The sequence below is a fragment of the Arthrobacter sp. CJL-S3 genome (assembly GCF_056711635.1).
Window position 1 is genome coordinate 2,525,097 of sequence record NZ_CM160046.1, and the last position, 23,806, is coordinate 2,548,902.

The following is a 23,806-nucleotide window of genomic DNA, read 5'->3' on the forward strand; positions in this document are numbered from 1 at the left end:
TGGGGGGGTGGTTAGCTGGCGAGCTGGCGGCGGCCGGCCGAGCGCTGGTAACTGCGGCGCGGGCGGGGCAGGGCGAGTTTGTCCAGCACGTCAAGGGCGGCGGTGTGTTCGTTGAAGGTGTAGATGTGCAGTCCGGGAGCGCCGGCGTCCAGGGCCGCGTTGGCCAGGTCCACGGTGGCGCTGACCCCAATCCGGGTGCGCTCGGCGTCGGTCTCGGCGGCGGCGAGCCGTCCGATCAGGACCGGGTCCGGTTCGACGCCGGTCAGCTCGCTGAGCCGGGCGAGCCGGCGGAGGCTGGTGAGCGGCATAACGCCCGGGATGATCGGGATGGTGACGCCGGCCCGGCGCGCCCGGGTCAGCAGGTCCGCGTACTGCTCGGTGTGGAAGAAAACCTGGGTGATGGCGAAGTCCGCGCCGGAGCGCTGCTTGGCCAGCAGCACCTCGACGTCGTGCGCCTCACTCGGGGATTCCGGGTGCCGGGTAGGGTAGGCGGCGACGCCGACGGCCACCTTGCCGGCGCAGAGCAGCGCGGAGCGGCGCTGTTCGACGCGGCGGATGAGCTCGATCAGATCCTGGGCGTAGCGCAGCGATCCCTCGGCAGGGGCAGCGCCGTCCTTGGGCTGGTCGCCGCGCAGGGCCAGGATGCCGCGCACGCCGACGTCGAGCAGTTCGCCGATGATCTCGGCGAGCTCCTCCGGGGAATTGCCCACGCAGGTCAGGTGGGCCAGCGGCCGCAGGGTGGTTTCCTGGACGAGGCGGTTGATAAGCTCGACGGCGGTGTTCCGGTTGGAGCCGCTGGCGCCGTAAGTCACGGACACGTAGTCCGGGTCCGTGGCCTCCAGCTCGCCGATGGTGGTCCAGAGAGATTCGGCGGCCGCGGGCGACCGCGGCGGGAACAGCTCATAGGACAGCGCGACAGGGGCCGTGCCGACCAGTTTTGGATGGGTGTCAATAAGGCTTGGTGGAGACATTTGCGTCCTTGGCTGTGAACACTGACAGCTGCGCCCGGGTGACGGGTGCCGTCGGTGAATTGAGTTTGGGGAACACGGAGGGAACTCCAGCAGGGCGCAGCCGCGACTGTTACGCCTGATACGAAGTTGTCCGTGAGCAAATGTCAGGCCCACATGGGGGCACCCACACCCTCCTGGGCCGCTGTGAGGCTGGCCGTGAGCGGAGGATCGCTGACACGTTACTGAGGTAACTTGGATAGAACTCTACGGGCGGTCCGGGAGGCTGTTCAAGTCGGCCCCCGAATTAAGACGCAGGTTTACGGCATATTTCGTCCCGGCACAGAATATTCTTCGTCCGGATGCTCACCAGGGCCTGTCCGTGAGCGGTCCGGTGCCGTTGCCGTTCAGATACTCTTCCTGCTGCAGGCCGCGGTTGCGCTCCTGCTGCGCGGACTGTCCGGAGTTACTGCAACGGGGAGCACTCCCCATCGCGACCGCGCAGGACTATCCTTTTGCCATGATCCAGCTTCCAGCCAGCTACCAGGAGTATCTCGCCGGCAAAAGCGAGAGTTTCATCAACACCGTCCGGCCGATCCTGATGCAGTCCGCAGCGGATAAGTCGCACGGTGTCCGGGTCACCTACAACCCCGGTCCCACCGGCCACCAGGCGCACGTGGACGAAACAATCCCGTTCGGCTCCGTCGTCGAGGACATCGACTGACGCCTGGGTCCCGGGACAGGTCTGCCGGCCGGCTCTAGCCCTCCAGCAGGAGGCGCTGCGAGCGGGGTGCCAGCGTGTGCTCCAGTACGAGGCAGGCGGCGCCGATCGCGCCGACGTCCTCGCCCACACCAGTGCCGACCACCTCGATCTCGTGGATCTTCCGGGTGGCGCTGCCTTCCCGGACCAGCTCCGGTATCCGTTCGAGATACCACTGCGACAGGCAGGTCCAGAACGGTCCGCCGAACACCACACGGTCCACGTCCAGGGCATTGGTGACGGTCGAGACGGCGCGGGCCACGAGGACGGCGGAGTGGTCGATGATCGCCTCCGCCCTCGGGTCGCCGGCGGCCGCGGCCGCACACAGCGCGGTGAAGCTCTCCTGGATGGCAGGACCCGTCACCGCTTCCACAGGACCGTCCAGGACCCCGGCCTCGACCGCCCGGGCCACTAGCACCTGGGGAATGCAGGTGGACTTGACGCAGCCGCGCATGCCGCAGTCGCAGGGTGCGCCGTCGGGATCAACGATGATGTGCCCGATCTCCCCGGCGTTGCCGGAGGTGCCGCGCACCACCTCGTCATTGAGCACGATCCCGCAACCGATTCCGGTGCCCATGTACATAAAGACGAAGCTGCCGGCGCCGCTGGGGCCGCCCGCCCAGGTCTCGGCCACGGCGGCACTGGTCACGTCCTTGTCCACGATGGTGGACAGTCCGGTGGCCTCGGCGAGGGCGTCGCGGAGCGGCACGCGGTCCCAGCCGAGCAGGAGCGGGGGGTCGACGACGGTGCCCTCCTCGAGGTCGATGGGTCCGGGCGAGGCGATCCCCAGGCCGGCGATCCGGGCCGGGTCCACGCCGGACTCCGTGATGAGCTGCTTGATTTCGGCGGCGATGGTGTCGATGACGGCTCCGGGGTCGCTGCCGCCCGGGGTCTTGATCCGGGAATGCTTCACCACGGCTCCGACCAGGTCCAGCACAACGAACGTTGTCACGGCGGGATCCAGGTGGACGCCGACGGCGTACATGCCGGAGGACTTGAGCCGGAGCATGGTGCGCGGCTTGCCCGGTCCGGTGCCCTCCTTGCCGGCTTCATAGATCAGGTCCTGGTCCAGCAGCCGGCGGGAGATGTTGGAGATCGTCTGCGGGGACAGCCCGACGATCTGGGCCAGTTCGACCCGGCTGAGGCCGGCCGGGGAACGCCGGATGGCATCGAGGATGACGGTGAGGTTGAAGTCCCCCATCCGGGGCAAATTGGTTCCGCGCCTCGGCGAGGGCTGGCGGATCTCAGTCACTGATACCCCTAAACGTCTTTGGCTATGCACTGCTTATCTCAGAATCGTACGTTACGCCCCTGTGACCGCCCACACGCCCCGCTTCACACTTCGGAGGTTTTCCGGATGCTGGCGGTCACCGTGAATTTCGGGTTCCTGCCGACCTCGCGGGTGGGGCCGATCAGCCGTTGCAGCGCGGGCCGGTAGTGCAGGTGGCTGTTGAACACGGTCCAGAGCTCCCCGCCCGGCGCGAGGACCCGCCCGGCCGCCTCGATCAGTTTGAGGCCGGCCCCGGCATGCACCGCGGCTCCGACGTGGAAGGGCGGGTTGAGCAGGATCAGATCGGCGCTGGCCTCCGGCAGCGAGGACATGGCGTCGTCCTGGAGGACGGTGACCTGGGCGGCGAGGCCGTTGACTTCCGCCGTCGCCCTGGCGGAGTCGACGGCGGAAGCGGACTGGTCCGTGGCCGTGACCCGGGCTCCGGGGTTGGCGCGGGCGTACACGGCGGCGAGGATCCCGGTACCGCATCCGAGGTCGATCACGTGCCGTGCCGGCGGCATCTCGGGCAGGAATTCCAGCAGGAACCGGGTCCCGATGTCCAGCCCGGTGCCGGCAAACACGGCGCCGCGGGCGCACACGGTCAAGCCAAGTTCGGTGTTGACCTCGGTGACCGGGAACGGCGGGGCGCCGGTGGCGGGCCTGGGGCCGCGGGCCAGCAGGATCCGGGATTTTTGCCGGGCACGCTGGGGCTGGACTTCGCTGAAGTGGCGCTCCAGCACCGCGTTCATGCCCAGGCTCATGTGCTTGACCCGGCCGCCGGCCAGCAGCACGACGTCGGGCGAGGCGTGGCGGGCGATGGCGTCGGCAACCTCCTCCAGCTCCGCCAGGGACTTGGGCAGCTGGAGGAGCACCACGCCGGCCCCGGACAGGAGCCCGGCGCCAAGCGGCAGCTGTTCGAAGCCGCCGGCGACGCCGAGGGTCCCGGCGTTGTGGCGGAGGGCGTGCTCACCGGTGATGAGGTCCTGGTGCACCCGGACCGGACCGGCCCAGCCGGCCGCGTCGAGTGCCAGTGCCCCGATGGTCAGCGCCCCGTAGCGGTCCCCCACAACGGCGAGCCGGCTGCCGGGCTGCAGCTCACCGGCAGCCAGAAGGTCCGCGGCGGTGTCCAGGAGGAGCCTGTCCGTGGCGTCCCAGGCCTGCAGGTTGGCCGCCTCCACGTCCGGGAACCTGCCCAGCCGGGAGAAGAGGGAATCAAGATTGGTGTCCGCCACGCGCGAGCTGCCGCCTTTTGTGAGTCAGGTTGTTCGGACCACGAAAATGAGGGCCCCTGCAAACTTATCCTGAAAGCGTCACGGTGCACGATGGAAACCAGCCGCGGGGCGGCGCTGACCGTGTCAGCCCGGCGTCGGCGAAGGGGCTCAAAACGGGTAGCCGGATCCATCGCGTGGCCGCAGGCCCCCGAGGAACCAGTTTGCACCTGCGCACATCAGCAGGAAACCGATGACGCCGATGATCAGGATCTGCGTGATGATCCCTGCAATGACCAGCACGAAGCCGGCCACCGTGGCCAGAATGCCCCAGACCGACCTGGCAGCCATACCGCGGGGCCGTCCCGACTGAAGTTCGAGGTTCAGCTCCGGATCGGTCGCAGCCAGGTCCTGCTCGAGCTTCTCCAGACGCCGGCGCTCTTCATCCGACAGCGGCATGGGAACCTTCCTCCCCCAGAACTACGGCGAGGAACCCGGCGCCGGGAATGGGCGCCGGTGACCCGGCCATCGGCACCGGCCGGGCACTGGACGGTGCTTGCGTTCATTATCTGCCTGTTCCCCGCCACTATCCATAGGGCCGTCGGGCGGCCGTCTGGGGCCAGGGGGACGGCCCGGCCGCCGCTCCGCGCCGCGTGACGAAGGAGGGCGCCCAGTCCTCCGGAGTGCTTGCCGGATCGCGCGGGCCCGGGAACACTGAGGCTATGAGGGCGGTCGTTTGCGGGGCCGGGATCAGCGGGCTCTCCGCCGCGGCGTTCCTGGCCCGCAACGGTTGGCAGGTGTCCTTGGTGGACCACGCGGAGGGACCGCGCCCGCAGGGTTACATGATCGACTTCTTCGGTCCCGGGTGGCAGGCAGCCGCCAGCCTGGGCATCCTCCCCCGGCTGCGTGAGCTTGGCTACGAGATCCAGAGGTTGGACTACGTCGGGCGGAACGGCAAGGCCCGGGCGAGCCTGCCGTTCTCCGGATTCGCCGAAGTCGTCAGGGGCAAGCTGACCAGCATCCTCCGCCCGGACCTGGAACTTGCCATCCGCGAAATGCTGCCCACCGCCGTCGAACTTCACTACGGCCGTACCGTGGCCGCTGTCGGGCAGAGCCGTGACGCCGTCACCGTGACCCTCGATGACGGGCAGGTCCACGACGCGGACCTGCTCATCGGCGCGGACGGTATCCACTCCGTAATCCGGGAGATCGTTTTCGGCCCGGAGGAAGAGTTCTTCCACTACCTTGGCTTCCAGGTTGGCGCCTACTCCTTCAGCGACCCGGAACTCGCCGAGCGCATCGGAGACCGGTTCGCCGTCACCGACACCCGCAATGCTGCGATGTTCTTCTACCGGCTGCGTGACGGCAGCATCACTGCGATGGCCGTGCTCCGCACGGACAACCCCGCACTCCCGGATGACCCTCAGGCCCTGCTGAGATCCAACTACCGTGACCTTGGCTGGATCTGTCCCGCCGCCCTCGACCGCTGCCCCGAAGACATCTACTACGACCACGTCGCCCAGATCAGGATGCCGCGCTGGCATACGGGCCGCGTGGTCCTGCTCGGCGACGCCGCCGCCGCGGTGTCCCTGTTGGCAGGCCAGGGCGCTTCCCTCGGGATGGCCGCCGCTTATGTCTTGGCTGAGGAACTGAATCAGCACCCCGGGATCAGCAGCGGGCTCGCGTCCTTCGAAGCACGGCTGCGCCCCCTGGTGACGGAACACCAGAAAGCCGGTGTATCGGCCGCCCATTGGTTCGTGCCGGCGACCCGGGGCGCGTCCTTCGTCCGCCGCACCGCCATCCGGCTGGCGAAAATTCCCGGGATGACGCGGGTGATCAGCTCAGCAGTTATCGGCAAATCGGGAGCCGCGCTCTAGGCCCCGGGACGGGGTCGAGGAAGCTCAGCCGGGGGGTTAGGTGGAGCCCACCGCAGCTGCCAGCTCCAACAGATGCTGCCGCTCGGCTGGTGAGTAATCTCCAGCGCTGATAGCCGCGCTCATCCGTTCCCGGTGGTCAAGGATCTCCGACCGGTACTGGCCATTCCGGTCGCACCACGTGATCTCCTGAAGGAGTCCCAAGAGGCGCGCGGCGACGTCGGGGTCCGCTGCACCATAAAGCCTGAGCTGGTTCATGGCCATATCCAAGAGGTCCTTGAAAGTGGGCAGTGCGAGGACCACCCTTACCCGCCCCTCGTCATCGGTGAGGTGCTCGGGGCCCGGGTTTCTCTCCGCCAGCCGACACAGTAGCGCGGAGAGGTGCCCGATGACGTGCACCGCCGTGGTGGGGTCGTTGATGCCCGGGGACAGTGCCCGTGCGGCGACGTCGACCAGCTGGCGGAATCCGAATCCGGCGTCCTGGACGCTGGTGCGTTCAAACCCCGTTGCGACGGCGGAGTTGACGCTTGTGCTCAGCCCTTGCCGGATTTCAGGGGTGAAGGGTGCACCGGCCGAGACCGGCCATGCGGTTGCAAAAGGGACGCCTTCCACCAGAGAACTTCCCGGTTGACGGTCCAGCCGTATTATTCCTCCCGCGTCGGCGGCCGCCTGCATGAGTGCTGACTTATCAGACGATGTCAGGAATCCGGAGTGGGCGGCCCTGATACGGAATGCCGGGTGAGCTGGTTCCGGTTCCGGTTCCGGCGCCGGTCCCCGGCCCGGGCGGTCCTGGGGAAAGACACGGTCCATGGTGCTCTGCGTTTCGACGTTGACCCGCCGCATCATCGTCTCCACTCGGATTTCGCGGGTGAGGTGAGCCAGGAAGAGCACCAGGCCGATAACGCTGGCAATGGCCAGGACGAAAGCCATCGTGACGGAGATTTCGGGAACAAACGCCTCATTCCCGTTGCCTTCATCGCGGACGCTTCGAAGGACAGTCAAGGAGAAAGCGTACGCCGCCAAGAACAGGGCCAGCGTGACGTGGACGAACCGGTCCGAGGTGAATGTCCGCAGCAACCGAGGGGAGAACTGGCTGCTAGCCAGCTGCAGCGTGACCACCGTCAGGGAAAACGTCAGGGACGTTACAGTGATGAGGGACCCGGCGATGGCCTGCAGGACGGCTCTTGCCGCCTCGGGTCCGCCGCTGAAGAGGAAAACAGAAATACCGTCGGGCAACCGGCCGTCAACAGCAGCGTCCAACGCGGGCAGCATTGTTCCCAGGACAACGGCCAGGGCTACTGCTGCCGTCGGGAGGGGCCACAACTCCGTGCGCAGCGCGTCGCTCCATCGTGCGGTAAGGCCGTTCATCGGCCGCAACCGGGAAGCAGCCAGGGCGTATCAGCCATAACTTCCTACTCGCGTGGGAGGGCTAGGTCTGAGCCATGTCTAACACGATGCGGGGCCTTGGCCAAACCACGGCCCGCGGTCACTGGACCCTCCATCCGCAGGGGACATGCTGATCAGATCCCGGTCAGCTCTTCTTGACCACGCTGGATTTGAGCTGCATGGGACCAACGCCGTCCACCTTGCAGTCGATGTCGTGGTCGCCGACGCCGTTCACGAGCCGGATTCCGCGGACCTTGGTGCCGACCTTGATCACGGTGGAGCTGCCCTTGATTTTGAGGTCCTTGACGACCGTGACGGTGTCCCCGTCGGCGAGGATGTTGCCGACCGCGTCCTTGATCGGTTTGGCTTCCTGGTCCTCGGACTCCGGTTCCGCGGCCGGTGACCACTCATGCGCGCATTCCGGACAGACCAGGAGCGCCCCCATCTCATACGTGTATTCGCTGGAGCATTCGGGGCACGGGGGCAGGGTCTCGTTCACGTGCCCAACTTTAGTCGAGCAGGCGGACGAGGGGCCGGTCAGGCCCGATTGCTAAGCTGATTTCCCCAGAGTGAAGGCGGCGCCCCATGGCCGACAGCCCAGTCCAATCCCCCGGTCCGGTTCCATCCCACCGACCGGCGCCGCCCCGCGCCGCGGACTCCCGGCTGCACTCAGGGTTGCGGACCGCCGGCCTGTTGCTGGGCGTCTTTCTGGTCCTGGCCGGTGTCAGCCATCTGGGATGGAGCCGTGAGGCGTTCTATGCCCAGGTGCCGCCCTGGCTGCCGCTGGACGTGGATTTCGTCGTGGTCGCGTCCGGGCTGGTGGAAATCGGCCTGGGGCTGGGCCTGCTGCTGCTCAGGCGGTGGCGGGTGGCCCTCGGCTGGATCGTGGCGGCCTTCTTCGTCCTGGTCTTCCCGGGGAACATCTCCCAGTTCGCCACCGGCACCGACTCGTTCGGACTCAATACGGACCAGAGCCGCGGGCTCCGCCTGCTGTTCCAGCCGCTCCTCGTGCTGTGGGCCCTCTGGTCCACCGGCGCGTGGCGCGCCTGGTACGAAGGCAGGAAATCCGGCCGGCGGGCCCGCTGAGAGCGCGGCCCGACCCGCGAGCCACAGGTAGGCACCTGCAAAACAAAGGAGGCCCTGCTCAGTGAGCAGGACCTCTTCGTGGAGCTGAGGGGACTCGAACCCCTGACCCCCTGCATGCCATGCAGGTGCGCTACCAGCTGCGCCACAGCCCCGAATTACCCGGCAAGACTTTCCTGAAAAGGACCGTCTTCCCTGAAGCAACCTGTTTATCTTAAACCACAATCCGTGCTGACGCGAATCGACACGCCGCCCCTGCCGACAGCCCGGAGAAACTTGGGACGGGCCGCGATCCTGCAGGGACGGCGGCCAGCGTCATCGGATAAAAAAATCCGCCGGAATCTTTCGATTCCGGCGGATCATTATTCGGTGGAGCTGAGGGGACTCGAACCCCTGACCCCCTGCATGCCATGCAGGTGCGCTACCAGCTGCGCCACAGCCCCGAATTTTCGTTGCTCCGACCCCGTCAGCAAATGCTTTCGGCCCCGGCTTTTTGGTCCGGATCTCTCCGAAGCAACTCAAATATCTTAGAACAGCCTTTCGGAAAATTCCAAATCGGGCATATTCCGTTGTGCTCCCGCTGCTACTCCGATTCGGAGGCTGCCGCGGCCTTGGCGGAGGCATCGTCCCCGAGCTGCAGGTCCACGACGGGGCAGTCCTTCCAAAGGCGCTCCAGGGCGTAGAACACGCGGTCTTCCTCGTGCTGGACGTGGATGACGATGTCGCCGTAGTCCAGCAGGACCCAGCGGCCGCCGGAGCGTCCTTCGCGGCGGATCGGCTTGAGCTCGAACTTGGAGAGTTCGTCTTCGATGCCGTCCACGATCGCGTTGACTTGGCGCTCAGACGGGGCGGAGGCAATCAGGAAGATGTCGGCCAGGGCCAGCCGTTCGCTGACGTCCATCGCGATGATGTCCTCGGCGAGTTTCTCCGCGGCAGCTCGGGCTGCGTGGCGGGCTGTAGCGATGGCTGATTCTGTTGCAGTCACGGGACTCCTTGTTGGGAAAAGCTGTTGTGAAAAGCTTGTTGGGTGAAAAAGCTGGTGTAGCGGAAAAATGTGCAATGGCCACCGGCCGCAATGGCGCGGTCAGGGACGGAGGTGCCTACCCGGAGAGGCCGGTGATGATCAGCATGATGCCGGCGATCAGCGCAATCACACCAAGGGCCAGCACCGCGAGCTGCACGAGGCGCAGCCGCCGCGCCCTGCCGAGGCCGGCGGTGTCCGCGTCGAGGGGATCAAGACCGTAGGCGGTGTTGGCGGCGACGGGTGACCTGCCGGCGAACTCCTCCTCGGGCGGGAGTGCGGCGGGGATCCCCGCCGTGGGGCTGGTGGGTGCCGGAGCTGCGCTGGCAGCCTTGGCGGCGGCCTCGGCGCGGGCCAGCACGCCGGCACGGCCGGTGGTGGCGCCCGCACCGCGCTGGCGGGAAGGACCCGGACGGCGGTTGCCGGACTTCCGGGGCTGCTCAACCCGGGGACCCGGGTTGGTGACGACTGGCACGTGGGACGTGGCAGGGCGCTTCAAGACGGGCCGCTCCACGCCGGGGACCTTGACGAATTCCAGGGGGGTGACCATGGCCAGGTTATTGGCCGTGGTGGGGTCATTCCGCACCGGTTCGGGCTTGCTGTTCTGCTCGGCGAGTTTCTGCTTGGCGGCGGCTCGGCGGTTTAGAACCGCGGCCCGCTCGGCCAGGGCGATCTGCTCCGCCAGCACCCCAGGGTCGACGGCTTCCGGGTCGGTGGCGTTGATGTGCTCCATTTTGGCCAGCTGGTTTTGGGCCTGCTGGGCCAGCAGTTCCCGAGCCGCGAGGGCCTGCTCCACGGTCATGCCCTCGGGTCCCTTGGCGCCCCGGCCGGCGGTGCCGCCGTCGGACTTCTGCCCGGGGGCTTGAGCGCCGTCTGCGGGAGCGCCGTCCACACCGGGCTGCGCGCCCGCCGCGTCCGGCGCAGCAGGGGTTGCCGGTGCAGCCGCGGCCGGCTGTGCGCCTGCGGGTGTGTTGGCCTGGCGGACGGCCGGGGTGGCCCGGGTTCGCGGGGAGGCGGGGACAATCAGGTTTGCGGAGGTTGCCGGGGCCGTTTCTGCAGCCAGCTGCAGCAGCCGGAGCTGGCGCCGGGTGGGCGGTCCGCCGCCGGAGAGATTGCCTTCTTTTTCGGCGAGTTCCTTGATGGTGCGCAGGGTGGCGCGGTCCCGGGCGCGGACCTGCGATGACCGCTCGGGGCCGGACGTGGTGCGGACCGTATCGACGGGGCCCGGATTCCGGCGCCGGCCGGTGACTTCGGCCTCCGTGGGCTCGCCGGGGTCGACAGCGCCGGAGGCAACTCCGCCGGCGGGGTTGTTTGAGGCAGGGTTGTTGGAGGCAGCGGTGTTGGAGGCGGGGTTGTCGGAGGCACCGGTGTTTGAGGCAGGGGGAACCGCGCCGGGACCTGGGGTGCCGGGCTCCTGGTTCGCTTCCAGGCGTTCATCTCTGGCCAGCCGCAATTGGCGGCGGCTGCGGATCGGTGGCTGTTCCTGACTCATTGAAAACTCATTCGGTGCTGGCGGGTTGGGCTATCTCGGTGCTTCGGTCATAGCGGGCGGCGCCATTGCCGGCGGAGGTGTTCCCGGTGTCCGGGTCGCCGCCGTAGAGCCCGTATTTGGCGATGTACTGCACTACGCCGTCGGGGACGAGGTACCACACGGGGTTCCCGGCCGCGACCCTGGTGCGGCAGTCCGTCGAGGAGATCGCCATGGCGGGGACTTCGAGCAGGCTGACGTCCTTGCGGCCCATGCCGTCCAGGACGTGCCCGGGCCGGGTGACCCCGACGAAGTGCGCGAGGGACCAGAGTTCGTCGATGTCCTTCCAGGACAGAATCTGGGCCAGGGCGTCGGCGCCGGTAATAAAGAAGAGGTCCGCGTCCGGACGCAGGGTGTGCAGGTCCCGGAGGGTGTCGATCGTGTAAGTGGGTCCGGGCCGGTCCACGTCCACCCGGCTGACGGTGAAGCGCGGGTTCGACGCCGTCGCGATGACGGTCATGAGGTAGCGGTGCTCGGCCTCGCTGACCTTCTTGCTCATCTTCTGCCAGGGCTGGCCCGTCGGCACGAAGACCACTTCGTCCAAGTCGAACTTGGCCGCGACCTCACTGGCCGCGACAAGGTGCCCGTGGTGGATGGGATCGAACGTGCCGCCCATCACACCCAGACGCAGGCGGCGCTTGGCGCCGCGCTGCTTCACGATCGCGGAAATATTAGTGCCCTTGGCCGTGATCGTGCTTGTTCGGGTGCTGGCGGTGCGGATCCGCATGCTCCTCCACGGCCTCGTGGCGCTTGCCCAGGTTGGAGTAGGACAGCGTGATGAACAGCATGACCAGAAGCACCGCGAACATCACAGCACCGACGACGAACGGCGGAGCGATAATCGGCGCGAGTTCCTCGTGGCCTGATTCGCCAGCGGCGCTGACGATGGTGGCGATCTGCTGCAACAGCATGTTCTCCCCTAGTGAGTTCAAGATTTGACGACGGCGGGAATCCCCGCCGTTACGGACTTCTGTTCCATGTTACAGCGTCGCTAGGACCTGATCTGGCCCTCGCCCTGGACGATCCACTTGGTGGTGGTTAGTTCCGTCAGGCCCATCGGTCCGCGGGCGTGCAGTTTCTGGGTGGAAATGCCGACCTCGGCGCCCAGGCCCAGTTCGCCGCCGTCGGTGAAACGCGTGGAAGCGTTGACGATAACGGCGGCCGAATCCACCTCCGCGATGAAGCGCTCGGCGTTGCCGAGGTCGTTGGTCAGGATGGCTTCGGTGTGGCCCGTGGACCAGGTACGGATGTGCTTGACGGCGTCGTCGAGGCTGTCCACCATGGCCACGGCGAGGTCCAGGTCCATGTACTCGGTGGCCCAGTCCTCCTCGGTGGCGGGGACTGAGTCGACCGTGGCCGGCAGCGCGGCGCGGATCCGTTCGTCGGCGTGCAGGGTGACGCCGGCGGCGCGCAGGGCCGCGGCGACGGCGGGCAGCACGGTCGACGCGGAGTGGACCAGCAGGGTCTCCACGGTGTTGCAGACGCTGGGCCGCTGGGTCTTGGCGTTCAGCAGGATCTCCACGGCCATGTCCTCGTTCGCGGAGGCGTCCAGGAAGATGTGCACGTTGCCTTCGCCGGTCTCGATCACGGGCACCTTGGCGTTGGTCACAACGGACTGGATCAGGTCCCGGCCGCCGCGGGGAATCAGGACGTCGACGCGGCCGCGGGCGCGCATCAGCGCGTTGGCGCCCTCCCTGCCGTACTGGTCGACGCTCTGCACGGCGTCGGCGGGCAGCCCTACCGAGTCGAGGGCGTCGCGGAGCACGGTGACGAGGGCGGCGTTGGTGGCAGCGGCGGCGGTCCCGCCGCGCAGGATGACGGTGTTGCCGCTCTTCAGGCCCAGCCCGGCAATGTCCACGGTGACGTTGGGGCGCGCCTCGTAGATGGCGGCGACGACGCCCATGGGCACGTTGACCTGGCGCAGCCGCAGCCCGTTGGGGAGGGTCTGGCCGCGGACCACGTTGCCGACCGGATCCGGCAGGTTGGCGAGGTTCTCCAGGGCGTCGGCGAGGCCCTGGATGCGGGCGTCCGTGAGGGTGAGCCGGTCCAGCAGGGCCGCGGACGTGCCGTTGGCCTTGCCGGCTGCGACGTCCTGGGTGTTGGCGGCAAGGATCTGGGCCTTGCGTTCCAGCAGCGCGGCAGCGATGGCACGGAGCCCGCGGTCCTTCCAGGCCCGGTTGGCGCGGGACATGCTGCGGGCAGCCTGGCGCGAGCGGTCGGCGATGGCGTGGACGGCTGCCTCGACGTCGCCGGCCGCACCGCTTTCCGCAGCGATTTCCGGGCCGGTCCCGCGGGTGGCGTCCGCCGGTTCGTCCGCGGGTAGCAGACCTTCGGCGAACAGCTTTTCGGCGAGCACGGCAGAGCGGGGGGTGAGGGCCTCAGTCATGCTTCCAGTTTAGGCGAGCGGCAGGCTCAGACCAGCACCAGATCGTCAACATGAACAACGACCCGGTCATAACCGCGGCCCAGGGCCTTGCCGAGCTCCTTCGTGGAGCGGCCCAGCATCTGCGGAAGTTCGGCAGCACCGTAGTTGACCAGGCCGCGGGCGATCACGGTGCCGTCGGGGGTGACCATTTCCACCGCGTCGCCGGCTTCGAAGTGCCCGTGAACCGCGGAAATACCGGCCGGCAGCAGCGAGGTGCGGCGGTCACGCACGGCGTTAACCGCACCGTCGTCGAGCACCAGGGTGCCTTCCACGGAGGCGAGGTGCGCCAGCCAGAGCAGGCGGACCGGCTTGCGGGAGCCGTTCACGGAGAACCAGGTGCCCACGTCCTGGCCCGCCAGAGCGGCGGCGGCGTTGTCCGTGGAGGTGACGAGGGCGGGGATGCCCGACCCCGCGGCGATAGTGGCCGCTTCGACTTTGGTGACCATTCCCCCCGTGCCGGTCCCGGCCGTGCCGGTGCGCCCGATGGTCACGCCGTCGAGGTCCTGGGGGCCGGTGACGTGGGAAATCCGCTTGGCGCCGTGCGCGGGGGGACCGTCGTAGAGGGAGTCGACGTCGGAGAGCAGCACGAGGGCGTCGGCGCGGACCAGGTGGGCGACGAGCGCCGCCAGCCGGTCATTGTCGCCGAAGCGGATTTCGTGGGTCGCGACAGTGTCGTTTTCGTTGACCACGGGCACGACGCCGAGGTTGAGCAGCCGGTCCAGGGCGCGCAGGGCGTTGGTGTGCTGGCTGCGGCGCATGAAGTCTTCGGCGGTGAGGAGCACCTGGCTGACCGTGACGCCGTGGGCCCCGAAAGCGTGCGTGTAGCGGGCCATCAGCAGTCCCTGGCCCACGCTCGCGGCCGCCTGCTGTGTGGCGAGGTCTCGGGGGCGCTTGGCGAGACCAAGCGGGGCGAGCCCGGCGGCAATCGCGCCGGAGGACACCAGAATGATCTCGGTCCCGGCGTTGCGCTTATGGGCGAGGGCGTCCGCGAGCTCGGTCAGCGCCTCTTCGGAGATGCCGCCCTTGATGGATGTCAGCGAGGACGAACCGACTTTAACGACGATCCGCCGGGCCCCGGACAGCACGGAGCGGTCGGGGGCCGGCGTGCCGCTTGCCGTGTCCGTTGGGCGGCTCTCCGCCGCACGGCGGTGATCCGGGGAGACTGCCGCACCGGGTGCAGTGACGGCTTTACTCGTCATCTGTTGCGCCCAGCCCACTCTCCTTGAGCGGCTTGTCACGGCGTCCGCTGACGGATTCGGTCCAGATTCCGGCCTTGCGCTCGGCTTCGAGTTCGGCGCGGGCGGCAGCCTTGGCCTCGCGGCGCTCGACCTGCTCGTCGCGCTTCTGTCCGCGGGTGGGGCGGTCGCCGATGTCGGCGAAGCGCACGTCGGTGCCGCGCGGGGCGGCCAGCAGTTCGGCGCCGGCCATCATGGTCGGCTCCCAGTCGAAGACAACGCCGTCGTCCTCGCCGATGACGACGGTGTCGCCCGGCTTGGCGCCCTGCTTGAACAGTTCGTTTTCGACGCCGAGCTTGGCCAGGCGGTCGGCGAGGTAGCCGATGGCTTCCTCGTTGGTGAAGTCGGTCTGCTTGACCCAGCGCACGGGCTTGTCGCCCAAGACGCGGAACAGCGGTTCGAGGTTCTTCTCTTCGCGGCGGATCTTGAAGCCGGATTCGTTGACCGCACGCGGCTTGAGGATGGGGGCGTGCACCTTCGGCGGGGCGGCGGCGAGCTCGTCGCGGGCTGCCTGGACGATTTCTCCCATGGCGAAGCCGAGCTGGCGGAGGCCCTCGTGGCTGGTTGCCGAGATCTCGAAGACCTTGTAGCCGCGGGATTCCAGTTCCGGACGGACAAACTCGGCCATGTCCTTGCCGTCGGGCAGGTCCACCTTGTTGAGGGCAACCAGGCGGGGACGGTGGTTCAGCGGCACAACCTCGCCGTCGGCTCCGCTGTAGCTCATGTCGACCGCGTACTTTTCCAGCTCGGCCTCGATGATGGCGAGGTCGGAGAGCGGGTCACGGTCCGATTCGAGCGTGCCGCAGTCAAGGACGTGCACCAGGGCGGCGCAGCGTTCGACGTGGCGCAGGAAGTAGTGGCCGAGGCCCTTGCCCTCGCTGGCGCCTTCGATCAGGCCCGGGACGTCGGCGATGGTGAAGCGCACGTCGCCGGCCTGGACCACGCCGAGGTTCGGGATCAGGGTGGTGAACGGGTAGTCGGCGATCTTGGGCCGAGCGGCCGACATGGCCGCGATCAGGCTGGACTTGCCGGCGGAGGGGAAGCCGACCAGGGCGATGTCGGCGATGGATTTCAGTTCCAGGACGACGTCACTGGATTCGCCTTCGATGCCGAGCAGCGCGAAGCCGGGGGCGCGGCGCTTCTGCGAGGAGAGCGAGGCGTTGCCGAGGCCGCCGATGCCGCCGGCGGCCGCGATGTATTCGGCGCCTTCGCTCACCAGGTCAGCGAGGACCTCGCCGTCCTTGGACTTGACCACGGTGCCGACGGGGACCGGAAGGATCAGGGTTTCGCCGTGTTTGCCGGCGCGCCAGTCGCCCATGCCGGGGCCGCCGTTGGTGGCGTGGCGGTGCGGGGCGTGGTGGTAGTCCAGCAGGGTGGTGGTCTGCGGGTCGACACGCAGGATGACGTCGCCGCCGTTGCCGCCGTTGCCGCCGTCGGGACCGCCGAGCGGCTTGAACTTCTCGCGGTGAACGGAGACACAACCGTGACCGCCGGTACCGCCGGATACGTGCAGTACTACCCGGTCTACAAAGCTGGCCACGTGGATCTCCTCAGTGCTGTTCCCCGGGGTCCAAAGACTCCCAAGATGATTGTAATGCGGTTAAACACCGGTGGAGCGGACCTAATGGCCCGCCCCACCGATTTAAGACTTGTTGTTACTCTGCAGCTGCAGCAGTCACAATGTTCACGACGCGACGACCGCGGCGGGTGCCGAACTCGACAGCGCCGGGGGTCAGTGCGAACAGGGTGTCGTCGCCGCCGCGGCCAACGCCGGCGCCCGGGTGGAAGTGGGTGCCACGCTGGCGGACGATGATTTCGCCTGCGGAAACTACCTGGCCGCCGAAGCGCTTGACGCCAAGGTACTGGGCGTTTGAGTCACGACCGTTGCGAGTGGAACTCGCGCCTTTTTTATGTGCCATTTGGAAATGCCTGCCTTAAAATTCTGGGGAATCTGCTGAAAACCTGAACCGTAACGATTAGTTACTTGATACCGGTGATCTTGACCTTGGTCAATTCCTGACGGTGACCCTGGCGCTTCTTGTAACCGGTCTTGTTCTTGAACTTCTGGATGACGATCTTGGGACCGCGAAGGTCCTCAAGGATCTCAGCCGTAACCTTTACCTTGGCCAGGTCCGTAGCTGCAGACGTGACCTTGTCACCGTCCACCAGGAGCAGTGCGGGCAACTCAAAGGTGCTGCCGGCTCCACCGGGGACGCGGTTCAGGGTAACGAAGTCTCCAACGGAAACCTTCTCTTGCCGGCCGCCTGCGCGGACAATCGCGTACACCACTGGGGAACTCACTTCTCTCGACGTTTATTACTAGATTTGCGTGCGGAACCTGGGTCCAAAGTTTCTGGTCCGGCTCACGCTGTGCCTCTACGCCGGTGGGTTCCCCGGGGGGACCCATGAGCTATCCCGTGGACAATCGCACTCGAAATCAAGTGGAGCGTCCTCAAGGTCATAACCCAAGTGTTGGCGTAAGCACCGAAGATCTAGACTACGCTAATTTTGCCTTCGGCCGCAAATGAGGCTGGTTCCGAAGGGAGGTACGTGATAGGCGCCACTCTGTATGGACAGGGTGTTGCCGCAACGACTTCCGGAACCGTGCCCACCTATCGTACAGGCTCCGCCCGGCTCCCCGGGTCAGGCGTGCAGCCGCGGCGCGTCGAAGAAGTCGACCTCGTAGCGTGCGGACTGCCGGAAGGCCACGGTCATGGCCTGCCGTTCACTCTCCGACGCCGCCCGTCCCGCCGCGTCGGCATAGGCGACCGCCTGCCGGGTGGCGGCGGCGAACTCCTCATCCGCGTAGGTGCGCAGCCACACCGCATAGGGGTGCGCGTCCGGGGCGCCGGCGGCGAGGAACTGCCCGTGCAGGGTCTCCCCGACCTCGGCATAGAGCCAGAAGCACGGCAGCACGGCGGCCACCAGCACCCCGTAGCTGCCGGAGACCGTGGCGGCCAGCAGGTGGTCCACGTAGGACTTGGTGACCGGCCCCAGCGTCACGTCGGCGGTGCGGGTGCTCAGCCAGGTCCGGTGCAGCTCCGATTCCACTTCCAGGCAGTTCTGGGCGGAACGGGCCCAGAAGAGCTGCTCGGCCTCCGTGGGTGCGATCGCTGCGGCGCGGGCCAGGACCCGGGAATAGCCGTTCAGGTACAGGGCGTCCTGGGCGAGGTAGTAGGCAAAGTCCTTCTCCGGCAGCGACCCGTCGGCCAGGGCCCTGATGAACTCCAGGCCGTAGATCGCGTCGAGGTCCCCGGCGGCCGCGTCCCGCAGCGCCGCGGCGAAGGCCCCCTCGGCCGGGACCCGGCCGGTCCCGCCATGGTGCTGGGTGTGCTGCTGGACGTGGTGGAAATGATGCACCGGGCCGTTGCCGGTGCCGACGTCGAGGTCCGCCGAGGCGCGCAGCGCCTCCTGCAGCCACGGCTTGACCTGGCGGAGCGCGGCCTCCCAGTCCCCCGGCCCGTCGTGTCCCATGATTCTGGCCTGCACTGTCGCCATCGCCGAGGACAGCGAGCATCCGGTGCCATGGCTGTTGCGGGTGGGCACCCGCTCCCCCGGCACCACAACGACGTCCTGGGCCAGCACCCCGACGGTGTTGACCAGCGCGTCCGGGCAGCCGGCGGCTCCATCCTGGTGGGCCCTGGTGCCCGAGCTGCCCTCGCTGCCTTCGTTGCCCGGGTGGCCCCCGGGGCCGCTGCCGCCGTCGAGGTGGCCGCCCTTCACCAGGACCGTGGCCCCCGTTTGGGCCGCGAGCCGTTTGCCCTGCTGCAGGGCCGCGGCCCAGGTCCCGGCGGCGGGCTCCCTGAGCAGGATCGCGAGTTCGGCGAGGTTGGGGGTGATCAGGTCCGCGTAGGGCAGCAGCGCCTTCAGGGCCGCCTCGGCGGACTCCTGCAGCAGCCGGTCCCCGCTCGTCGCGACCATCACGGGATCCAGGACCACGACGGCGGGCCGCGCCTTCTCCAGCCAGGTGCGGACGGCGTCGATCACCTCGGCGTCCCCCAGCATGCCGATTTTGACGGCGTCGATGGTGATGTCCGCGCTGATGGCGTCCAGCTGTGCGGCGAGGAACGCCGCCGGCGGGACATGCACGGCGCTGACGCCGCGGGTGTTCTGCCCGGTCAGGGCCGTGATGGCTGCCATGCCGTAGCCGCCGTGCGCGGCAATGCTCTTGAGGTCGGCCTGGATTCCTGCGCCGCCGGAGGGATCGGAGCCGGCAATCGCGAGCACCCGAGGGATCCGGGGCGCCGACGGGGCGGGGACACACGGAAGAAACGATGAGGTGGTGGTCAAGAGAGACATCCCTTCGCCGGTGCTAACCGGACAGGTTCAACGGGTCTGGATCTCAGCCGGCTCGATGCGCGGCACCCCGTGTCAGGGACCCAGCCTAGCCGGATCCCTTAACGAAGTCGCGGGCACGGCCCGAACCTGGTCGTATTGCTACGCCGTCCGGACCGCGCCCGCGGCCTTGCTGAACTGTTCCGGTGTTAGAGCTCCGAAGCCGGAACCCCGACACCGAGGATGATCGGCTCGCCGGCGGCAGGCTTGGCCGCCGGCGTGGTGGCTGCCGGGACCTTGGCCTCATGCACCGAAACGGCGGCGGTCTGCCGGGTTTCCTGGCGCTGTTCCACCGAGGTCTCGTTGGCTGCGCCCTGCGCGCGGCTGGCGCTGCGGTTGCGGCGTCCGCGGCGGGCCCGGGAGGTGCCGGCCTCGGCTTCAGCCTCGGTCTGGGAACCCGGAGCCTGGGCCCGTCCCGGTCCGGTTCCGCCCGTGCGCGCCGGAGCGGCCGTTGCGGTCCGGGCTGCCGGAGCCTTCGTTGCCGGGGCACTCACCGGCGCAGCCTTTTCCTGCGGAGCCTTTTCCTGCGGAGCCGGTTCCTGCCGAGCCGGTTCCTGCGCGGCCGGAGCCGCGGCTGCCTCGGCTTCACCCAGGTGGGCGAAGGCCTCGGTCAGGAGATCCAGGGTCAGCGAGGGCGCGCTCGTCTCGTCGGCGTGTTCCACGAACGGCAGGGCGACCTGCTCGCCGCCGAACGTCAGGACGGCTGCGGGACGTCCCGCAGCTTCCTCCGTCGCGGCCAGCTCGACGGCTGCCTCGAGGGCGGCCTGGCGGGTCCCGGCGTCGCGCGCGGTGGCTGCCTCGCCGTCATGGAGGTGGGCGGCGTGCGCCGCTGCCGCGATGTTCGCCAGCGCGGCGCGGGTGGCCTCGGCCTTGGCGTGGCGCTCGGCCTCGGTGGGCTCGGCGTGGACTGCTGCCGGGGCGGACTGCTCGTCCGCGCCCTGGCCGCCCCTGCCGCGGCGGCGGCTCTTGCGCTCCGTCCGGGCGGCGGGCTGGTGCTCGGTCCGCGGGACGTGGTGCTCGGCGGCCACGACGTTGGCGCGGCGGTGCTCCACCGGCTCGTCGTGGGTGACGATGCCGCGGCCGGCGCAGGTTTCGCACTGCTCGCCGAAGACTTCCAGCAGCCCGGTGCCCATCCGCTTGCGCGTCATCTGCACGAGGCCCAGCGAGGTCACCTCGGCGACCTGGTGCTTGGTCCGGTCCCGGCCCAGGCACTCCACCATGCGGCGCAGCACGAGGTCGCGGTTGGATTCGAGCACCATGTCGATGAAGTCGATCACGATGATGCCGCCGATGTCGCGGAGCCGGAGCTGCCGGACGACTTCCTCGGCCGCTTCGAGGTTGTTCTTGGTGACGGTTTCCTCAAGGTTGCCGCCGCTGCCGGTGAACTTGCCCGTGTTGACGTCCACCACGGTCATGGCTTCGGTGCGGTCGATCACGAGGGACCCGCCGGAGGGCAGGAAGACCTTGCGGTCCAGGGCCTTGTGGATCTGCTCGTCGATGCGCCACGCGGCGAAGATGTCCGTGTCCTTGGTCCACTTCTCCAGCCGGCCCACCAGGTCCGGCGCCACGTAGGTGACGTAGGCCTCGATGGTGTCCCAGGCTTCCTCGCCGGAGACGATCAGCTTGGAGAAGTCCTCGTTGAAGACGTCACGGACCACCTTGATGGTCAGATCGGGTTCGCCGTAGAGCAGCTCGGGGGCGAGGATCTTGGTCGAGGAGGACTGTCCCTCGATGCCTTCCCACTGGGCGCGGAGGCGGTTGATGTCGTGCGTGAGCTCTTCCTCGGACGCCCCCTCGGCGGCGGTGCGGACGATCACACCGGCATCTTCCGGCAGGCGGTCCTTGAGGATCCGCTTCAGGCGGTTGCGTTCGACGTCGGGCAGCTTGCGGGAGATTCCGGTCATGGAACCGCCGGGAACGTACACGAGGTAGCGGCCGGGCAGCGAGATCTGGCTCGTGAGGCGGGCACCCTTGTGCCCGACCGGGTCTTTGGTGACCTGGACCAGCACGGAGTCGCCGGACTTCAGCGCGTTCTCGATCCGGCGCTGCTTGCCCTCGAGGTTGACGGATTCCCAGTTGACTTCACCGGCGTAGAGCACGGCGTTGCGGCCACGTCCGATGTCAACGAAGGCGGCTTCCATGGACGGCAGCACGTTCTGGACCTTGCCCAGGTAGACGTTGCCGATCAGGGAATCCTGCTGGGTCTTTGACACGAAGTGCTCGGCCAGGACGCCGTCCTCGAGGACGCCGATCTGGATTCTGTCGTCGCGCTGGCGGACGATCATCTGGCGGTCGACCGATTCGCGCCGGGCCAGGAACTCGGCCTCGGTGATGACGGTGCGGCGGCGGCCGGTGTCGCGGGATTCGCGGCGGCGCTGCTTCTTCGCCTCAAGCCGGGTGGAGCCCTTCAGGGACGTGACGCGGTTGTTGACGGGCGCCTCGGTGGCTGCACGGGGCGCCCGGACGCGGGTCACCGTGTTGGGCGGGTCGTTGTCTTCCCCGCCGGTCAGTTCCAGGTCCTGGTCGCCACGGCGGCGGCGGCGGCGGCGGCGCGAGGTCACGCCCTCTTCGAGCTGCTCCTCGGAGTCCTCTTCCGCTTCTTCTCCGGTGTCCTCGGATTCGTTCTCGGCGCCGGGCTCAGTGTCGGATCCGCGGCTGCTGCGTCCACGGCGTCCGCGGCTGCGGCGGCGACGGCGGCTACCGGCGTCCTCGCCTTCACCTTCCTCGCCCTCTTCTTCATCGGCTTCCGCCACGACGGCGGCCGCCGGGGCCGGGCGCACGACGGTGGCCAGGTCGGGGGCCTGGAAGATCATCGAGGTGACCGCTCCCGGCTCGAGGAAGAGCGAGCCGGCGGAGGCTGCTGCGGCGGGTGTTTCTGTTGCTGCTGCTGCGGCGGGCGCAGCGGCGTCGGCTGGTGCTTCCACGGGGGCGGTTGCTGATGTTGCTTCCGGCGTCACGCCGGAGCCTGCCGCCGCAGGGGTCTCGGCGGCCGGGGTCTCAGCGGCCGGCATCTCCGCCGGGGTCTCAGCGGCGGGGGCAGCGGCCTTGGCGCGGCTGGCGCGGCGCCGGACCGGCTTCTCCACCGGAACGTCAGCGGCCGGTGCGGCGGCGGTCTCTGCCGGGGCGGCGGTCTCAGCGGCGGTTTCAGCTGCCGCGGCGTCGTCGGCGAAGGCCGGGAGGGGTTCGGCCGGCGCGGCGACCTTGCGGGTGCGGGAGCGGCGGACGGGTGCTTTGGCCTTGGCTTCCGCGGCCGGAGCCTCGGTTGCGCCGGTTGCCTCCGCGGGGACTGCTACGTCGGCTGCGTCCCCGGAAGCGGCTGCCGTGTCCGCTGCGTCCGCGGAGGCTTCCTTCTTCGGAAGGGCCTTGCGGCGGGTCCGGACCGGCCGCTTCGGCGGCGTTGCCGCGGCTGCGGCGTCTACGGGTTCCCCGGCACCGAGGGCGTTGTCGTTAGTCGTTACAACCTGGTCATTATCCATATGTGGCGACACTCCTGCCCCTGAGTGGCCGCCACATCCGGCACCCGTTGGGGCAAATATTTGTCAACACCCGCGGGCATTGACAGAAGTCAATTGGATACCCTCAGGTTCGCACCGGCAGTGGGGTGCGGCAGCCCTGGAGGGCCGGCGGAATTGTTCTGAAACCCGTTGATCTACACGTCACAACCAGGTGCCGTCCAATGGCATTGCGGGACAGCCTGGATCAGAGGATCCGTGGCTCCCTGCTCATCATTGGCGGTCTTGGGAACAAAGTCGCCGGACCGGAATCCGGATGTGGATCGGGTTCCAGCCACGATCATTGTCTCACAGGACCCGCGAAATCAGGCGTAAGCAGGCATCCGGCCCGCACCGTGGACCGAATCACTGGGGACCGCACAGCGCTTCCCGGGCTTCGTCCAGTCTCCGGCGATAGAATCGGATCAGTTGCACCGACCAAAGGACTTTCATTCCATGCCCACCATCTCCAGTGCCACCAGTGAGGCGGCCGAGCAGCAAGGCTCCAGCACGTCAGTCGCGGAACGGCCGTTGCCTCCGATGACCCGGGACCGCCCGTTCGCGTGGCTCCTGCTGATCACCGGCGTCGTCGGCTGGCTTGCCTCCGGGGCTCTGGTGCTGGAAAAGCTGGAGGTCCTCAAGGACCCCAGCCATGTGACGGTGTGCGATGTGAACCCCTGGATCTCCTGCGGGCAGGTCATGCAGACCTGGCAGGGTTCGGTGTTCGGCTTCCCCAACATGTTCATGGGGATCGTGGCGTTCGCGGTCATCATCACCACGGCCATGGGCATACTCGCGGGAGCCACGTTCGCCCGCTGGTACTGGCTGGGCCTTCAGGCCGGCGTGACGCTGGGCTTCGCGTTCGTGGTGTGGCTCTGGTCCCAGGCGCTGTACTCCATCCACATCCTGTGCCCGTTCTGCATGGTCGTCTGGGCCGCGATGATTCCCCTGTTCGTCTGGGTCACCGTCCGCAACGTGGCCCATGGCGTCATCCGCCTGCCCGCCGGCGCCACCAGGATCCTGGGCGACTCGGGCTGGATCATCACGGCGCTGCTCTACGTCGCCGTGGTCGCCACCATCTTCTTCGCCTTCATCCAGGTCTTCATCGGGACCTCCGGCTACTAGGCGCACCGCCCGCGCCGAACCACCGCGAGGTGACGGTCCGCCGAGGTGACAGTTAAGGCCCATGTTCGTGACGAACATGGGCCTTAACTGTCACCTCGGCGGGAGGATGGGTCCGGAA

At 68.1% G+C, this 23,806-nt stretch carries 21 protein-coding genes, 2 tRNA genes and 1 riboswitch; of the genes, 4 read left to right on the forward strand and 19 right to left on the reverse strand.

The genetic code is table 11. The features are described 5' to 3' along the window. Positions 1–11: 11 nt before the first annotated feature. A complete protein-coding gene (locus AC06G6_RS11500) occupies positions 12–971 on the reverse strand; it encodes a methylenetetrahydrofolate reductase (RefSeq protein ID WP_479822143.1) in 960 nt (319 codons plus the stop codon). Positions 972–1,467: 496 nt separating this feature from the next. Here AC06G6_RS11500 and AC06G6_RS11505 point away from each other — a divergent pair, with 496 nt between their 5' ends. Beyond that, the gene (locus AC06G6_RS11505; protein WP_479822147.1) at positions 1,468–1,671 is read left to right on the forward strand and encodes a hypothetical protein; all 204 of its coding nucleotides are present in this window, start codon (positions 1,468–1,470) and stop codon (positions 1,669–1,671) included. 34 nt (positions 1,672–1,705) lie between these two features. Here AC06G6_RS11505 and AC06G6_RS11510 read toward each other — a convergent pair whose 3' ends face one another. The 3 genes from AC06G6_RS11510 to AC06G6_RS11520 form a co-directional block, all read right to left on the reverse strand. Next, entirely contained in the window at positions 1,706–2,908 is a 1,203-nt protein-coding gene (locus AC06G6_RS11510; RefSeq protein WP_479828640.1) for an ROK family transcriptional regulator, read from the reverse strand. A gap of 134 nt (positions 2,909–3,042) precedes the next feature. After that, entirely contained in the window at positions 3,043–4,209 is a 1,167-nt protein-coding gene (locus AC06G6_RS11515) for a class I SAM-dependent methyltransferase (protein WP_479822150.1), read from the reverse strand. Positions 4,210–4,356: 147 nt separating this feature from the next. Beyond that, positions 4,357–4,644: a DUF3040 domain-containing protein gene (locus AC06G6_RS11520; RefSeq protein WP_479822152.1), complete on the reverse strand. Its 288-nt coding sequence runs from the start codon at positions 4,642–4,644 to the stop codon at positions 4,357–4,359. 263 nt (positions 4,645–4,907) lie between these two features. On the opposite strand from AC06G6_RS11520, the gene AC06G6_RS11525 reads away from it, so the two are divergent. Further along, positions 4,908–6,062 (forward strand): FAD-dependent monooxygenase, encoded by a 1,155-nt coding sequence (locus AC06G6_RS11525; RefSeq protein WP_479822154.1) that lies wholly within the window; start codon positions 4,908–4,910, stop codon positions 6,060–6,062. A gap of 36 nt (positions 6,063–6,098) precedes the next feature. On the opposite strand, the gene AC06G6_RS11530 is transcribed toward AC06G6_RS11525, so the two are convergent. Next, the gene (locus tag AC06G6_RS11530; protein ID WP_479822156.1) at positions 6,099–7,427 is read right to left on the reverse strand and encodes a DUF2254 domain-containing protein; all 1,329 of its coding nucleotides are present in this window, start codon (positions 7,425–7,427) and stop codon (positions 6,099–6,101) included. A gap of 163 nt (positions 7,428–7,590) precedes the next feature. Next, on the reverse strand, positions 7,591–7,944 hold the full coding sequence (locus AC06G6_RS11535) for a zinc ribbon domain-containing protein YjdM (protein ID WP_479822158.1): 354 nt from the start codon (positions 7,942–7,944) through the stop codon (positions 7,591–7,593). Between the two features lie 86 nt (positions 7,945–8,030). Between AC06G6_RS11535 and AC06G6_RS11540 the strand changes: the two genes are divergently transcribed. Beyond that, positions 8,031–8,531 carry a DoxX family protein gene (locus tag AC06G6_RS11540; protein WP_479822160.1) on the forward strand — a complete coding sequence of 167 codons (501 nt, stop codon included), beginning with the start codon at positions 8,031–8,033 and terminating at the stop codon, positions 8,529–8,531. Between the two features lie 79 nt (positions 8,532–8,610). Here AC06G6_RS11540 and AC06G6_RS11545 read toward each other — a convergent pair. From AC06G6_RS11545 to AC06G6_RS11605, 13 genes are all read right to left on the reverse strand, one after another. Beyond that, positions 8,611–8,683, reverse strand: a tRNA-Ala gene (locus tag AC06G6_RS11545). Between the two features lie 215 nt (positions 8,684–8,898). Further along, positions 8,899–8,971, reverse strand: a tRNA-Ala gene (locus tag AC06G6_RS11550). A gap of 140 nt (positions 8,972–9,111) precedes the next feature. Beyond that, positions 9,112–9,513: a ribosome silencing factor gene (gene rsfS, locus AC06G6_RS11555; RefSeq protein WP_307462736.1), complete on the reverse strand. Its 402-nt coding sequence runs from the start codon at positions 9,511–9,513 to the stop codon at positions 9,112–9,114. Positions 9,514–9,628: 115 nt separating this feature from the next. Continuing rightward, positions 9,629–11,041 (reverse strand): hypothetical protein, encoded by a 1,413-nt coding sequence (locus AC06G6_RS11560; RefSeq protein WP_479822163.1) that lies wholly within the window; start codon positions 11,039–11,041, stop codon positions 9,629–9,631. A gap of 7 nt (positions 11,042–11,048) precedes the next feature. Further along, a complete protein-coding gene (gene nadD / locus AC06G6_RS11565; protein WP_370871286.1) occupies positions 11,049–11,693 on the reverse strand; it encodes a nicotinate-nucleotide adenylyltransferase in 645 nt (214 codons plus the stop codon). A 55-nt stretch (positions 11,694–11,748) separates the two neighbouring features. Further along, positions 11,749–11,988, reverse strand: coding sequence for a hypothetical protein (locus AC06G6_RS11570; protein ID WP_479822165.1), 240 nt, complete (start codon positions 11,986–11,988; stop codon positions 11,749–11,751). An 80-nt stretch (positions 11,989–12,068) separates the two neighbouring features. After that, entirely contained in the window at positions 12,069–13,463 is a 1,395-nt protein-coding gene (locus AC06G6_RS11575; protein ID WP_479822168.1) for a glutamate-5-semialdehyde dehydrogenase, read from the reverse strand. A 26-nt stretch (positions 13,464–13,489) separates the two neighbouring features. Continuing rightward, the gene (gene proB, locus AC06G6_RS11580) at positions 13,490–14,701 is read right to left on the reverse strand and encodes a glutamate 5-kinase (protein ID WP_479822170.1); all 1,212 of its coding nucleotides are present in this window, start codon (positions 14,699–14,701) and stop codon (positions 13,490–13,492) included. Next, positions 14,691–16,277, reverse strand: a complete 1,587-nt coding sequence (gene obgE / locus AC06G6_RS11585; RefSeq protein WP_479822172.1) for a GTPase ObgE — start codon at positions 16,275–16,277, stop codon at positions 14,691–14,693. Before obgE ends, proB begins: the two co-directional genes overlap by 11 nt. Before the next feature lie 115 nt (positions 16,278–16,392). After that, positions 16,393–16,656 carry a 50S ribosomal protein L27 gene (gene rpmA / locus AC06G6_RS11590; protein WP_120949928.1) on the reverse strand — a complete coding sequence of 88 codons (264 nt, stop codon included), beginning with the start codon at positions 16,654–16,656 and terminating at the stop codon, positions 16,393–16,395. A gap of 61 nt (positions 16,657–16,717) precedes the next feature. Next, positions 16,718–17,026 (reverse strand): 50S ribosomal protein L21, encoded by a 309-nt coding sequence (gene rplU / locus AC06G6_RS11595; RefSeq protein WP_282380108.1) that lies wholly within the window; start codon positions 17,024–17,026, stop codon positions 16,718–16,720. A gap of 354 nt (positions 17,027–17,380) precedes the next feature. After that, positions 17,381–19,036, reverse strand: coding sequence for a bifunctional hydroxymethylpyrimidine kinase/phosphomethylpyrimidine kinase (locus AC06G6_RS11600; RefSeq protein ID WP_479822174.1), 1,656 nt, complete (start codon positions 19,034–19,036; stop codon positions 17,381–17,383). Then, positions 19,019–19,116: riboswitch (TPP riboswitch) on the reverse strand. (Overlaps the previous gene by 18 nt.) Positions 19,117–19,221: 105 nt before the next feature. Beyond that, positions 19,222–22,548 carry an Rne/Rng family ribonuclease gene (locus AC06G6_RS11605; RefSeq protein WP_479822176.1) on the reverse strand — a complete coding sequence of 1,109 codons (3,327 nt, stop codon included), beginning with the start codon at positions 22,546–22,548 and terminating at the stop codon, positions 19,222–19,224. 471 nt (positions 22,549–23,019) lie between these two features. Between AC06G6_RS11605 and AC06G6_RS11610 the strand changes: the two genes are divergently transcribed. Next, positions 23,020–23,688, forward strand: coding sequence for a vitamin K epoxide reductase family protein (locus AC06G6_RS11610; RefSeq protein ID WP_479822178.1), 669 nt, complete (start codon positions 23,020–23,022; stop codon positions 23,686–23,688). Positions 23,689–23,806: the final 118 nt, after the last annotated feature.